We start from the raw sequence: 13894 nt of genomic DNA on the forward strand, positions 1-13894 counted from the left end.
TTGAGATTCATGCTCTGACGCGATGAAAATGGTGGTTTTCGAGCACCGGAGCGCAGCGTACTCTAAGGTACGTGAGCACCGGAGCTGCGAAAAACGGCATTTGCAGGCCGTCAGAGTGTGAATATCAACAGCCCTAGACCATCTGCAACCGACCCAAGCACCGGATTGCCCTTCAATGGGCGGGTTGGCATGCAGGTGAACCGAAACACGAACCACCGGTGCTGTGTCCGATGAGTTTTCCGGACACTCAGGAGTATTTATGTCTGAAGCCAATCCAACGCGCGAAGATTTCGAAGCTCTTCTCGCCGAGTCCTTTGCCACCAATGACCTTGCTGAAGGTTATGTCGTCAAGGGCCGTATCGTCGCCATCGAAAAAGACATGGCGATCATCGACGCCGGCCTCAAGGTCGAGGGCCGCGTTCCGCTGAAGGAATTCGGCGCGAAAGCCAAGGACGGTTCGCTCAAGCCGGGCGATATCGTTGAAGTTTACGTTGAGCGCATCGAAAATGCTCTCGGCGAAGCAGTTCTGTCGCGCGAAAAAGCACGTCGCGAAGAGAGCTGGGTCCGTCTCGAAGAGAAGTTCAACCGCGGCGAACGCGTCGATGGTGTGATCTTCAATCAGGTCAAGGGTGGTTTCACTGTCGACCTCGACGGCGCCGTAGCCTTCCTGCCGCGCTCGCAGGTCGACATCCGTCCGATCCGCGACGTTACCCCGCTGATGCACAACCCTCAGCCCTTCGAAATCCTCAAGATGGACAAGCGTCGCGGCAACATCGTTGTTTCGCGCCGTACCGTTCTCGAAGAGAGCCGTGCCGAACAGCGCTCTGAAATCGTCCAGAACCTCGAAGAGGGTCAGGTCGTTGAAGGCGTTGTCAAGAACATCACCGATTATGGTGCGTTCGTTGACCTCGGCGGCATCGACGGTCTGCTGCATGTGACCGACATGGCATGGCGCCGCGTCAACCATCCGTCGGAAATCCTGTCCATTGGCCAGACGGTCAAGGTGCAGATCATCCGTATCAACCAGGAAACCCATCGTATCTCGCTCGGCATGAAGCAGCTCGAGAGCGATCCTTGGGATGGTATCGGTGCGAAGTACCCGATCGGCAAAAAGATCACCGGTACGGTTACGAACATCACCGACTACGGTGCATTCGTCGAGATCGAGCCAGGCATCGAAGGTCTTATCCACGTTTCCGAAATGTCCTGGACAAAGAAGAACGTGCACCCGGGCAAGCTGCTCTCGACAACACAGGAAGTCGAAGTCGTTGTTCTCGAAGTGGATCCGGTCAAGCGCCGCATCTCCCTCGGCCTCAAGCAGACGCTCGACAACCCATGGACGACCTTCGCAGACAAGTTCCCTGTCGGCACGATCGTCGAAGGCGAAGTCAAGAACAAGACCGAGTTCGGCCTGTTCATTGGCCTCGATGGCGATGTGGACGGCATGGTTCACCTCTCCGATCTCGACTGGAACCGCCCAGGCGAGCAGGTCATCGAAGAGTACAACAAGGGTGACGTGGTCAAGGCGCAGGTTCTCGACGTTGACGTCGAGAAGGAACGCATCTCGCTCGGCATCAAGCAGCTGACCGGCGATAAGGTCGGCGAAGCCGCTACTTCGGGTGAACTGCGCAAGAACGCCGTTGTTACCGTTGAAGTCACGGGCATCACCGATGGTGGTCTTGAAGTGCGTCTGGTCGATCATGACCTCGACTCGTTCATCCGCCGCGCTGATCTGTCCCGCGATCGCGACGAACAGCGTCCGGAACGCTTCACGGTCGGTCAGAAGGTTGACGCCCGCGTCATCGCCTTCGACAAGAAGACCCGCAAGCTGCAGGTCTCGATCAAGGCGCTGGAAATCGCCGAAGAGAAGGAAGCTGTTGCCCAGTACGGTTCGACCGATAGCGGTGCTTCACTCGGCGACATCCTCGGTGCCGCTTTGAAGAGCCGTGAAAAGAACTAAGTTCTTTTCCTGATCTCGAAACAAATGAAACCCGCCGGTGCGAGCCGGCGGGTTTTTTCATGGCCAATACCAAACCAATAGGCGAAATCCAAATAGGCGAGTTTGCGCTAAAGCCTCAGGCTCTAACTTGCCTCTTTTTCCCCGATCCAGGCTGCCTTGCTTGCAGTACGTATCACTGCCGCGGCGAAAATGACGCTTAGAACGAGCACAATGGTCGGCGCTGGCGCACTGTCGAGGAAGAATGCGAGATAGACACCGAGGAACGAGGCGGTCACAGCGACGGCAACCGAGATGATCAGCATGGTGCCAAACCGGCGCGTGAGTAGAAAAGCGATGGCTCCCGGAGCAATGAGCATGCCAATGGCCATGATGATGCCAACTGCTTTCAAGGCCCCGACGATGGTCAGCGAGACCAGGCATAGAAGACCGTAATGCAGAAGCCTGACCCTGAGGCCAACGGCTTTTGCCTGAACGGGATCGAATGCGTGCAACAGGAAATCCCGCCATTTAATGATGATGATACCGGTGGTGATCGCCGCGATGATTGCGGTCTCGGCAATGTCGCGAAGAGCAACGCCGAGCATGTCGCCAAACAAGATGTGGTCGAGATGCATGTCCGGCTGGATCTTGACCTGGAGCACCAGACCGAAACCGAACATTCCCGAAAAGACCACACCCATGATCGTGTCCTGTTTGATGCGGCTATTGTCCTTCAAAAAACCGGTCACCAATGCGCAAGCCATGCCGGCTGTGAAGGCGCCAATAGCCAGCGGGATACCGGCAATGTAGGCGATGACAATGCCGGGAAAGACCGCATGGCTCATCGCATCTCCCATGAGCGACCAGCCTTTCAGCACCAGAAAACAGGAGAGCAGGGCGGCTGGGATTGCAACCAGCGCGGAAATCATGAACGCGTTGACCATGAATTCGAACTGAAACGGCGCAAGCAGATCCGGAATATTCATGGCGTTGCCTCCGTGCCTGCTGCCCGACGGCGTGCGGCAAGCAGGCCGTGCTTGGGTGCGAAGAGGAAGGCAGCAAAGAAGACCAGCGTCTGCAGGACGACGATGATGCCGCCGGTGGCGCCATCAAGGAAATAGCTGACATAGGCACCGGTGAAGCTGGTTCCCGCACCAATAGCGACAGCCAGGGCAAGCAGACGTGAAAAACGGTCGGTAAGCAGATAGGCTGTTGCGCCGGGCGTGACGACCATGCAGATGACAAGAAAGGCGCCGACGGTCTGGAGCGCCGCGACCGTTGACGCGGACAGCAAGGTGAAGAACATGATCTTGAGAGCTGTGGGATTGAGACCGATCGAACGGGCATGGCTTTCGTCAAAGAAGACGACCAGCAGATCCTTCCATTTCACAAGGAGGACTGCCAGGGATACAAAGCCAATGATCGCAAGTTGAAGCGTATCCTCAGGACTTATGGCAAGAATATTGCCGAGCACGATGGTCTGGATGTTCACTGAGGTTGGAGACAGCGACACCATGAACAGGCCAAGGGCAAAGAAGAACGAGAAAATCAGTCCGATAATGGCGTCTTCCTTCAGCCTTGTACGCTGATTGAGCAGCAGCATGGCAGCGGCAGCCAGGCCACCGGCAAAGAAAGCCCCAAGCGAAAAGGGAAGGCCGAGCATGTAAGCGCCTGCGACGCCAGGGACAATGGAATGCGAAAGCGCATCGCCAATCAACGACCAGCCCTTGAGCATCAGATAGCACGACAGGAAGGCGCAGACCCCGCCGACGAGGGCCGAAACCCACATGGCATTGACCATATAGCCATAGGCAAAGGGCTCCAGCAGAAGATTTATCAAGCCAGACTCCCGTTAACTTTTTCGCGATCATGCGCCGCGTGCCTGTCATGGTAAGAGCCAGACAGGCTCTCATCCCTAACGACGAGGTTGGCAGCACAGCCCGGCATGGTCCCGTTCAGCGCAAAATGGCGAAGCACCCCGCCAAAAGTCTTCTCAAGATTGGCCTGCGTAAAGGTCTCCTTCGTCGCGCCATGGGCCAGAACCGTCCGGTTGATCAGTACGGTGCGGTCGCAAAATTCCGGCACACTGGCGAGATTATGGGTCGAAACCAGCATTATCCTGCCTTCTTCGCGCAGCACGCGAAGAAGTTTGACAATGGCGTCTTCGGTCTTGACGTCAACGCCTGTAAAAGGCTCATCAAGAAGTATGACACGGCCATTTTGCGCCAGCGCGCGCGCAAGAAATACCCGCTTTTTCTGGCCGCCCGAAAGCTCGCCGATCTGGCGTTTGCGTAAGTCATTCATACCCACGCGTGCCAGAGCAGATGATACCGCCTGATGATCGGCGGCTTTGGCAAGACGCATCATGCCCATATGGCCATAGCGGCCCATCATGACCACATCTTCGACGAGGACAGGGAAGTTCCAGTCAACATCCTCGTTCTGCGGCACATAGGCCACGAGATTCTTCTTCAGTGCCCTCTCGGCCGGCTGCCCCAGAATGGATATCTCACCCCGTGCGAGGCGGGCAAAACCCATGATCGCCTTGAAAAGCGTCGATTTGCCCGAGCCATTGATACCCACGAGAGCGGTTATAGTGCCCGCCGGGATCTGGAAGGTGACGTCATGCAAAGCGGTGTGGCCATTGCGATAAGTAACCGTCGCATCCCGCAAGGTAAGGCCAGAGGGTTCGTCCGCATCCAACGAGCCAGGGGAAACCAAGGGTGAAACAAGGGCGTTCATTGTGACAATCCCCGCGCCAGACCCTTCTCCACCGTGTCGGAAGTCACGCGCAGAAGGTCGATATAGGTTGGCACCGGGCCATCGGCATCGCTAAGAGAATCGACATAAAGCACCCCTCCATAATACGCCCCTGTCTCGCGCGCCACCTGTTTGGCCGGCTTGTCCGAAATTGTGCTCTCGCTGAACACCGCAGCGATCTTGTTGGCTCTGACTGCATCAATGACCTTACGTACCTGCTGCGGCGTACCTTGCTGGTCGGCATTGATCGGCCACAGATAAAGCTCCTTCAGACGAAAATCGCGGGTGAGATAACTGAAAGCCCCTTCACTTGATACCAGCCAACGCTTGTCCACGGGGATCGTATCGAGCTTTGCCCGAATGGGTGTCACGACATCAGTGATCTGCTTTTTGTACAGCTCCGCATTGGCTTTGTAGGTTGCAGCATTGGCAGGATCATATTTCACGAAGGCGTCGCGAATATTGTCGATGTAAACAAGCGCGTTCTTTGGCGACATCCAGGCATGGGGATTGGGCTTGCCGGTATAGGGGCCCTCGGCAATGCCCATTGGCTCAACCCCTTCAGAAACCACCACGTTCGGGACATCCTTGAGGTTATGAAAAAATTTTCCAAACCAGAGTTCAAGATTGAGACCGTTCCATAAAATAAGCTGTGCGCCTTGCGCTTTCTGGATGTCGCCGGGCGTTGGCTGATAATTGTGAATCTCCGCACCCGGTTTGGTGATAGATTCAACGACTGCTGCATCTTTTGCCACGTTTCTGGCCATGTCCGCGATCACGGTGAAGGTGGTTACGACCTTGAACTTTTCCACCGCAAACGCGCTGCCTGAAATCACGCCGAGCATCAATGCCCCGACGATTGCGCCCAGAAACATGCGCCCAACGTAATTCATCATGCCGCCACTCCTTTTTGCTATTGCTTTGCAACTGCATCTTTATCGATCGATTTTTGATTCTGCAAGTGCGAATTATTTGCAACTGTCGCCAGATCCGACTCATCAACGAAAGGATAAGTCAGGTACCGTTCTGTCAGATTGTATCGAACTGGATCAGAATGAATGCGATCTGCGTGACAAGAGCCAAAGCCAGTACGACCAGCTGGATTTTTTGCCGGTGTACATAAATTCCCAATCCGAAAAGTGCGATGAGGAAGAGGTTGCGGAAGGGATATTCCGCCCCAAGTGCTTGAAAATGAGCCATGCCTTTCATGGCCGTATCGATGAAATCGAAAATGAATATCGATATCAATATCCCGAAGAACCAGGCCCTGCGCGACATGAAATAATCCTCATAGCCGGAATAACCCTCCATGCTGTCGGGAAAAAGCATGCTGCAGGCAAGAAAGTGCAGGCTGGCAAAGAAAATGACAAAGAGATAGGCCTCGAATTTCCACAACACCAGCGTATGCAGGTAGAACTCGAACCACCAGAAATGCACGACGGTAAGGAAAGCGAACAAAACCCAGCCAAGGTGCACCGCGTAGATATTCTTGCGCTGCGGATGCTGGATGATGCGGGCGATGCCAGTCAATAAACGCGAGACGCTCAGGCCAAGGATGATGCCGATAATCACGCGTACATGGGTGAAGACTTCCGGATTCGGAATACCGCCCTCCATTACATCCCTCCAGCTTCTGGCCGATGTTTACACTCTGAGGTTGCATGCTACTTGACTATCAACCCAATGCAATCTTGCACGCCATTTTCAACGACGTCAGCCTGGCGCAAGTTACCGCACGTAAACTTTAATGATTGAATAAGCCAACTTTCTGGTGCAGAGAGTTGAGGAGGGCGAAGAAAGCCCAAATAGCTCTATCTAGTTGATGCGGTTTAAATAAAATCTTGACGCATGTCACTCATGCTGTAAATTTTCAACCATTAAGAGCGGCCCTGGATCAATCATGCGATGTATTGCGTCGGCGTAGTTTTCAGCAATGATTGCAAATGTCCTTCGCAATTTCTTCGCCGGCATACGGTCTTGAAATGAGCAAGGGATAATAAAAAGGAATACGTGCGGTGAATCAGCCGATCAAGACAATGGAAGACTTCTCTGCATTTGTAGGATTGTCGCGTCCCACTGTGTCGAAATATTTCAACGACCCCACATCGGTGCGCAAGAAGACGCGTGACATCATCGAAGCGGCCATCAAGAAGTCTGGCTTCCGGCCAAACATATTCGCCGTCAATCTCAATCGCCGCCGCACGAATATTCTAGGCCTTATAGTTCCGAATTCGACGGACCCGTTCTACATGGCCCTGACGCGGCGGATCGAAGGGATCGCAGATCAAGCCGGGTATCTGGCGTTTGTACTGAGTTCCGATGGCAAGCCGGAGCTTGAGGAACGTGCCATTGAAACCTTCAAGTCGATGAACGTCGCTGGTGCGATCATCGGGCCGCTCGGTGTCAAGTCGCATCATGATAAACTGGCCAAGCTCGGCGAATCGATTCCACTGATCTACGTCGACTCTCCGCTAGACGCGACGTCGCCGTTTGTCGGTACGAATAATCGTCAAAGCTTCAAATTGATCGTCGACTATTTGATCCGCTCGGGTGATCAGCCGTGTTATTTCGGTATGACCTCGGTCAACAGCAACGCGCTCGAACGTCGCGAGGGCTATATCGAAGCAATGCAAAACCTCAATCTCGAGCCCCGCTTTGTTGTACACGAAGCGCATGCCAACTGGGAGTTCGAGAAGTTCGCCTTCGATGCGACGAAGCAGATCCTGAAGGAGGGTGGCTTTCCTACCAAAACCGTTCTTTGCGCCAATGATCGCATTGCCTATGGCGTCCTTGCTGCCGCTTTCCAGGCTGGCTTGAAGGTCGGACGGGGCGAGGGTTGCGATCTACGGGTTGCCGGCCACGATGACCAGCCACTGTCGCGTTATATGTGCCCGCCGCTGACGACAGTCGCGCAAAACTACAACGAAATCGGCAGACTGGCGATCAAGCTGTTGTTCGACAAGCTCGGGGAAAGCGACGAGGCGAAGATCGAGCTTCCCGATGACCAGCGAATTCTGTTGAATGCGGAAATCATGCTGCGCATGTCAGCCTGATTGCGCGCTGGTTGCGCCCGGACGGCATCAAACCTTCACAGCCTGCTCCACACGGTCCTGCGCTCCGAACAACTCCAGATAACGTTTGATTTCCGCCGGATCCCCAGTTGCCTTCTTCGGGTTATCGGAAAGCTTGACCGCGGGACGTCCATTGGCGTCACTGACTTTGCACACCAGTGAAATCGCATTCAACTGGTCATTGTAGCGGGGCGCGCAATCTTCAAAATCATTGGTGAGGTTGGTGCCCCAACCAAAACTCATACGGACCTTGCCGTCGAAGTGGCGATAGGTTTCCTCAATCGTATCGACATCGAGCCCGTCGGAAAACACCAGCAGCTTTTCCCGTGGGTCCTTGCCCTTTGATCGCCACCAGGCAAGGATTTTCTCTCCTCCCTCTACCGGAGGCGCGCTGTCCGGACGAAAGCCCGTCCAGTCCGCCACCCAGTCGGGCGCGTCGCGAAGAAACGCGGCCGTTCCGAACGCATCCGGCAAGACAATGAGCAGGTTGCCGCCATAATAGCGGTTCCAGTCCTGCAAGACCTTGTAGGGTGATTTCAGCAGCTCCGTGTCGCTGGTACTCAGTGCAGCAAGTACCATCGGCAATTCGTGTGCGTTGGTGCCGAGCGCTTCCAGATCATTGTCCATCGCCATCAACACGTTGCTTGTGCCGGTAAAGGCCTCACCGATACCTTCTTTCAGGGCTTCGACGCACCAGCGTTGCCAAAGGAAGGAATGGCGGCGGCGCGTGCCGAAATCGGAAATCTTGATGTCGGGGAGTGCACGCAACCGCTCCACCTTCGACCACATCTTGGCCTTGGCACGGGCATAAAGAACGTCAAGTTCGAACCGGCCCATCTTCTTCATGGCAGCACGCGAACGCAGCTCGTTGATGATGGTCAGCGCCGGTATCTCCCACATCGTCGTGTACATCCACGGCCCGTAGAAATTCAGTTCGTATTGTCCGTCCCGCTTTGTCAGTTCGTATTCCGGCAACTGGAAGTTCGACAGCCATTCGAGAAAGTCCGGTTCGAATATCTGGCGCTTGCCGTAGAAAGTGTTACCGCCGAGCCAGATCATTTCCTTTTTGGAAAAGCGGATCGTCCGCGCGTGATCGAGCTGCTCGCGCAATTCCTGTTCGTCGATCTCCTCGGCAAGCCGTACCTTGGTGGTGCGGTTGATCAGCGTAAATGTCGCATCTACGTCGGGATAGACGCCCCAGATCATCTGTAGCATGAGGAGCTTGTAGAAATCCGTGTCGAGCAGGCTGCGAACGATCGGATCGAGCTTGAACGTGTGGTTGAACACGCGCCGTGCGATATCGGTCTTCGTCGCCATTGACTGTTTTCCTTGCGAATTTTCCGCCCGTCATGTTGCACGCCAGAACCGGACCTTCAAGGAGCGACAAGCAAATCCGGCTGATTTCGGCGGATCTCGTGGCTGTGCTTACTCCATTAAATATTTGTAACATAACGGAATTGTCATTAACGGTTAGGTAAAACCCCCTTATTCTGCCCGGCAAACAACCGTTCGCGCTGAGTTGCGCGTTGGGATATGATCATGTTGTGCTGGCTCTGCTTGTGCGGGACCGGCCTTTTGGAGTGGTATATGCGGCTTTCGAAGCAACTGATTTTTGCCGTACTAATTCTGGTACTCGCTGGAGCTGGCTGGCTGTATTTCTATCCAGGCTCGAAGGCTGGCATTGATCGCAACTCGACCGCTGCAACCGAACCCGCTGCCACCCCGGGACAGCGTCGCGGCGGACAGGCTTTGCCGCTTGTCGTCGTCCGCGCTGCGGCTGAGGCGAAAATCAACGACAAATTGTCTGCAATCGGCACCGGCAAGGCCAAGAGTTCCGTCGCAGTCACTCCGTTCACCGCCGGGCGCCTGACCGAAATTCTTGTCACATCAGGAACCAAAGTAAAAGGCGGCGATGTGATAGCCCGTCTTGATTCAGAAGCCGAAAGCATCCTTGTCGACAAAGCGCGGGTAGCGCTGAAGGACGCACAGACCAAGCTCAAGCGCGCCGAGAGCCTGCGTTCAAGCAACACGGTATCCGCTGTGCAGCTTTCGGAAGCGGCATTGGCGGTCGATAACGCCGCCCTCAACGTTCGCGAGGCGGAACTCGCCCTGGATCGCCGGGCAATCAAAGCCCCTATTGGTGGCATTGTCGGCATCCTGCCTATAAACGCGGGCAACTACGTCACGATATCGACCACGGTCGCAATGATCGATGACCGCTCCGATCTTCTGGTTGATTTCTGGGTGCCCGAACGCTTTGCGCCGGCCATATCGATCGACCTGCCGGTGACGGCAACCTCCATCGCCCGCCCGGGTGAAACTTTCAAAGGTGCCATCAGCGCCATCGACAACCGCGTCGATCCGACGAGCCGTACACTGCATGTCCAGGCGAAAATCACCAATCCAAACGATGCCTTGCGCGAAGGCATGGCTTTCCAGATGGCGGTCGGCTTTCCAGGCGACACCTACCCGACGGTTGATCCCCTCGCCGTTCAGTGGGGTACGGAGGGCGCCTATGTCTGGAAGATCGACGATAACAAGGCGACACGCGTTCCGGTGCGTGTTGTCCAGCGCAACACCGCCTATGTGCTGGTCGATGCCGACATAAAGCCCGGCGATCAGATTGTGGCCGAAGGCGTGCAGTCAGTCCGCCAGGACGGGCTTGTCCAAATTCAGGGACAGCCGGCTCCAGCGGCCAATACCAGCGCGGAACCAACTGCTTCCGTCGGCGAACGGGGCTGAGGTCCAAGGTGAGCACGTCAAACGGACAGAACGATTCCAGTTTCACCGCACTGTTCATTCGTCGACCTGTCATGGCGCTGGTGCTCAATGCCCTTATCGTCGTCGCGGGTCTTGCCGCCTGGTATGGCGTCGATGTCCGCGAATTGCCCGATGTCGATCGCCCGGTGGTCACAGTCTCGACTGTTTTTGAATCAGCTGCCGCGGAGACAGTGGACCGTGAGTTGACTTCCGCCATCGAAGGCGCTGTATCCCGCGTTTCGGGCGTCAAATCCATATCTTCCAGTTCTTCTTTCGGCAGCAGCCGTGTCACCGTCGAATTCAATGATGGCGTGGATCTCAACGTTGCAGCCGCCGACATGCGCGATGCCATCAGCCGCATCGCCAACACTCTGCCAGACGAAGCGGATCCGCCGCAGATCGTCAAAGCCGATGCAAATTCTGATGCGGTAATGCGTCTTGCGGTCACCTCGGACACCATGGCGGTCGAGGATATGACCGTCCTCGTCGAGGATCAGATCGAGGACGTGCTCGCTTCGGTTCCGGGGGTCGCCGACGTTCAGGTCAATGGCAACCGCAGCAAGATATTCCGCATCGACATCGATCAGGGCAAGGTTGCCAGCCTCGGCATGAACATCGCGGACATTCGCAACGCCCTGACCACGATGGCCTTCGATACACCCGCCGGCCAGCTCAACAGCAACGACCAGAGCATCGTCGTTCGTGCAACGGCTCCGGTATCAACGCCTGAAGACTTCGAAAACATCATCATCAAGGGTCAGACGAAGATCCGCGACGTGGCGACGGTAACGATGGGCCCCGACATCGGCACCTCGATTCTGCGCGCCAACGGCAAGACCGGCATCGGCCTCGGCATCATCCGCCAGGCTCAATCCAACACGCTCGATATTTCGAAAGGTGTCCGTGCCGCGGTCGCGCAATTGCAGCAAACGCTACCTGAGGGTGTCGACATCCGCGTGACCAGCGATGATGCTGATTTCGTCAATGGCGCAGTGCATGAGGTGGAGATTGCGCTTGGCGTGTCTGTCGTCATCATCATCCTGATCATCTATCTTTTCCTTTGGGACATTCGCGCAACCCTTATTCCGGCTGTCAGTCTGCCGGTTGCGCTGATTGGCACCATTTCTGCTGTCTATCTTGCCGGTTTCTCAATCAACATTCTGACGCTGCTCGCCCTGGTGCTGGCGACCGGTCTGGTGGTGGACGATGCGATCGTGGTGCTGGAAAACATCGTGCGCCGCCGCAATCAGGGCATGGGGCCACGCGCTGCCGCAGTTCTCGGCACGGAGGAAGTGTTTTTCGCAGTCATCGCGACGACGGTGACGCTCGCGGCGGTTTTCGTCCCGCTATCCTTCCTGCCTGGCCAGACCGGGGGGCTCTTCCGCGAGTTTGGTTTCGTCCTGGCGATCTGCGTGCTTCTGTCCGCCGTCGTGGCGTTGACGCTGTGCCCGATGCTGGCTTCCCGCTTGCTCAGTGCGAGTGAGGCCAAGCATCAGGATGTCACCCACACGCCGGGACGGGTGGCCCGTGTCGGAAGCTGGTTCGGCAATCTTTACAAACGCATGTTGCATGTTTGCCTTGCCGCCCCGTGGATCGTCGTCGTGATCTCGGTGCTGTTTGCCGGCGCGGCGTTTGGCGCGTTTTCCCTTCTCAAACAGGAACTGACACCGGTCGAAGACCGAGCTTCGGCGTTCCTGCGCATTACAGCACCACAAGGCGTCAGTCTCGAATATCTCGGTGACGAGATGCGTCAGATCGAGCAGTTGATCCAGCCGTTGCGCGATAACGGCGAAATCCAGAATACGTTCTCGATCGCCGGACAGAATGGCAATACCAACCGTGGCTTCATGGTCCTCAGTCTCGCCACCTGGAAAGAGCGGACGCGGAGCCAGCAGGAGATCCTCGCCGACGTCTCGAAACGCGTTCGAAATATTCCAGGTATCCAGGTTTTTGCCGCGCAGCCGAATTCGCTTGGTATCCGCGGCGCAGGTAACGGCCTGCAATTTGCTGTCGTCGGCACCAGTTATGCCGAGCTCGGGACCACCGCCGCTAACATCGTGGCGGAGCTCGAAAAGGACAGCCGTTTTGATCGTCCGCGTCTGACCAATGAGCCGACCCAGCCGCAACTGGCCGTGTCGATCGACCGCGAGCGCGCTTCGGATCTCAACATCAATATCACTGGCCTGGCCGAAGCGCTGCAATCGGTGCTGGACGGCTACAAGGTCGGTTCAGTCTACATCGAAGATCGTTCCTTCGATGTGAAACTCGTATCGAGCACAAATCCCATCAACGATCCGACAGACCTTGAAAACGTTTTTCTGCGCACTGGCGATGGCCGGTTCGTCCCGATGTCGACGATTGCCAAACTCACCGAAGTCGCCGTTCCACCGGCATTGACGCGCGAACAGCAGATGCGTTCCGTCGCCATCACCTCGGGCCTTAGACCGGATTTTGCACTCGGCGATGCCTACAAGGACGTGCAGGAGGTCGCCGCACCTTTGCTGCCCTCCGGCTATCGCATCATTCCGCTGGCTGAAGCGGCGACGCTGGGCGAAAATTCGTCGAGCATGGTCACGACATTCGGCTTTGCCATCTTGATCATTCTACTGGTTCTCGCAGCACAATTTGAAAGCTTTATCAGTGCGGCCGTCGTGATGGCTACGGTTCCGCTTGGTCTCGCCTGCGCAGTCTTTGCCATGGTCATGACCGGCACAAGCATGAACGTCTACAGTCAAATTGGACTGGTGTTGCTCGTCGGTATCATGGCCAAGAACGGTATTCTGATCGTCGAATTTGCCAATCATCTGCGCGATGAGGGCAGGAATGTAAGAGAAGCCATCGAAGAGGCTTCGAACATCCGCCTGCGCCCCGTCGTGATGACCATGCTCTGCGCCATCCTTGGCGGTGTGCCGCTAGTCCTCGCCAGTGGTGCGGGGGCCGAAGCGCGTATCGCCCTTGGCTGGGTCATCGTCGGCGGCCTCGGCATGGCGACCGCCTCGACGCTCTTCCTGACGCCGGTTGCCTATCTGCTGCTAGCCGGCTTCTCCAAGCCGAAAGCCGAGGAAGAAGCGCGGCTCAACCGCGAACTTCTGGAAGTTGCCTCACAACCACCGCTGGCGGCGGAATAGCCACGATCAAGATTGTCGGGCATCGGGTTTGCAATAAATTGCGCTCATTGGCTCAATTCTGAATTTCTTTGACTATCGTATTATTGACGGCGTTCTGTTGCACCTATAGCCAAATCCTGCGGTTCCCTTGGGAGGAAACCCCGAAACTCTTTTCTACAGTCTGTGCCGTCGTGCGAGCGTGCGGCCGGTCGTTACTGCATGCGCATTATTTTTAAGACAAGCATTTTTTATTCATA

10 protein-coding genes are annotated in these 13894 nt (G+C 56.0%); 4 read left to right on the forward strand and 6 right to left on the reverse strand.

The features are described from left to right. The first annotated feature begins 259 nt into the window (after positions 1–259). Complete coding sequence (rpsA, locus tag N8E88_RS17035) at positions 260–1960, forward strand: 30S ribosomal protein S1 (RefSeq protein ID WP_106714926.1); 1701 nt, start codon at positions 260–262, stop codon at positions 1958–1960. A gap of 122 nt (positions 1961–2082) precedes the next feature. Here the strand turns inward: rpsA and N8E88_RS17040 are convergent, their stop codons facing one another. The 5 genes from N8E88_RS17040 to N8E88_RS17060 all read right to left on the reverse strand — a co-directional run bounded on the left by N8E88_RS17040 (position 2083) and on the right by N8E88_RS17060 (position 6316). Beyond that, positions 2083–2925, reverse strand: a complete 843-nt coding sequence (locus tag N8E88_RS17040) for a metal ABC transporter permease (RefSeq protein ID WP_262294710.1) — start codon at positions 2923–2925, stop codon at positions 2083–2085. Continuing rightward, on the reverse strand, positions 2922–3779 hold the full coding sequence (locus tag N8E88_RS17045) for a metal ABC transporter permease (RefSeq protein WP_315975295.1): 858 nt from the start codon (positions 3777–3779) through the stop codon (positions 2922–2924). The genes N8E88_RS17040 and N8E88_RS17045 overlap by 4 nt, the downstream gene beginning before the upstream one ends. Beyond that, complete coding sequence (locus N8E88_RS17050) at positions 3776–4681, reverse strand: manganese/iron ABC transporter ATP-binding protein (RefSeq protein WP_262294711.1); 906 nt, start codon at positions 4679–4681, stop codon at positions 3776–3778. The genes N8E88_RS17045 and N8E88_RS17050 overlap by 4 nt, the downstream gene beginning before the upstream one ends. Then, a complete protein-coding gene (locus tag N8E88_RS17055) occupies positions 4678–5544 on the reverse strand; it encodes a metal ABC transporter substrate-binding protein (protein ID WP_262294712.1) in 867 nt (288 codons plus the stop codon). Before N8E88_RS17055 ends, N8E88_RS17050 begins: the two co-directional genes overlap by 4 nt. A gap of 184 nt (positions 5545–5728) precedes the next feature. Then, a complete protein-coding gene (locus N8E88_RS17060; protein WP_262294713.1) occupies positions 5729–6316 on the reverse strand; it encodes a hypothetical protein in 588 nt (195 codons plus the stop codon). A 419-nt stretch (positions 6317–6735) separates the two neighbouring features. On the opposite strand from N8E88_RS17060, the gene N8E88_RS17065 reads away from it, so the two are divergent. After that, positions 6736–7752: a LacI family DNA-binding transcriptional regulator gene (locus tag N8E88_RS17065; protein ID WP_262295511.1), complete on the forward strand. Its 1017-nt coding sequence runs from the start codon at positions 6736–6738 to the stop codon at positions 7750–7752. 27 nt (positions 7753–7779) lie between these two features. Here N8E88_RS17065 and pncB read toward each other — a convergent pair whose 3' ends face one another. After that, entirely contained in the window at positions 7780–9087 is a 1308-nt protein-coding gene (gene pncB / locus N8E88_RS17070) for a nicotinate phosphoribosyltransferase (protein ID WP_262294714.1), read from the reverse strand. A 270-nt stretch (positions 9088–9357) separates the two neighbouring features. On the opposite strand from pncB, the gene N8E88_RS17075 reads away from it, so the two are divergent. Together N8E88_RS17075 and N8E88_RS17080 are read left to right on the forward strand one after the other, a co-directional pair. Beyond that, the gene (locus N8E88_RS17075) at positions 9358–10512 is read left to right on the forward strand and encodes an efflux RND transporter periplasmic adaptor subunit (RefSeq protein WP_262294715.1); all 1155 of its coding nucleotides are present in this window, start codon (positions 9358–9360) and stop codon (positions 10510–10512) included. Positions 10513–10583: 71 nt separating this feature from the next. Next, positions 10584–13658, forward strand: a complete 3075-nt coding sequence (locus N8E88_RS17080) for an efflux RND transporter permease subunit (protein WP_262295512.1) — start codon at positions 10584–10586, stop codon at positions 13656–13658. Positions 13659–13894: the final 236 nt, after the last annotated feature.

This window comes from Phyllobacterium zundukense (assembly GCF_025452195.1).
GTDB lineage: Bacteria > Pseudomonadota > Alphaproteobacteria > Rhizobiales > Rhizobiaceae > Phyllobacterium > Phyllobacterium zundukense_A.

Coding starts and splice junctions, on each gene's coding strand:
- N8E88_RS17050 (WP_262294711.1), bottom strand. CDS start 4,681: ATGAACGCCCTTGTTTCACCCTTGGTTTCCCCTGGCTCGTTGGATGCG.
- N8E88_RS17080 (WP_262295512.1), top strand. CDS start 10,584: ATGGCGCTGGTGCTCAATGCCCTTATCGTCGTCGCGGGTCTTGCCGCC.
- rpsA (WP_106714926.1), top strand. CDS start 260: ATGTCTGAAGCCAATCCAACGCGCGAAGATTTCGAAGCTCTTCTCGCC.
- pncB (WP_262294714.1), bottom strand. CDS start 9,087: ATGGCGACGAAGACCGATATCGCACGGCGCGTGTTCAACCACACGTTC.
- N8E88_RS17065 (WP_262295511.1), top strand. CDS start 6,736: ATGGAAGACTTCTCTGCATTTGTAGGATTGTCGCGTCCCACTGTGTCG.
- N8E88_RS17055 (WP_262294712.1), bottom strand. CDS start 5,544: ATGCTCGGCGTGATTTCAGGCAGCGCGTTTGCGGTGGAAAAGTTCAAG.
- N8E88_RS17060 (WP_262294713.1), bottom strand. CDS start 6,316: ATGGAGGGCGGTATTCCGAATCCGGAAGTCTTCACCCATGTACGCGTG.
- N8E88_RS17075 (WP_262294715.1), top strand. CDS start 9,358: ATGCGGCTTTCGAAGCAACTGATTTTTGCCGTACTAATTCTGGTACTC.
- N8E88_RS17040 (WP_262294710.1), bottom strand. CDS start 2,925: ATGAATATTCCGGATCTGCTTGCGCCGTTTCAGTTCGAATTCATGGTC.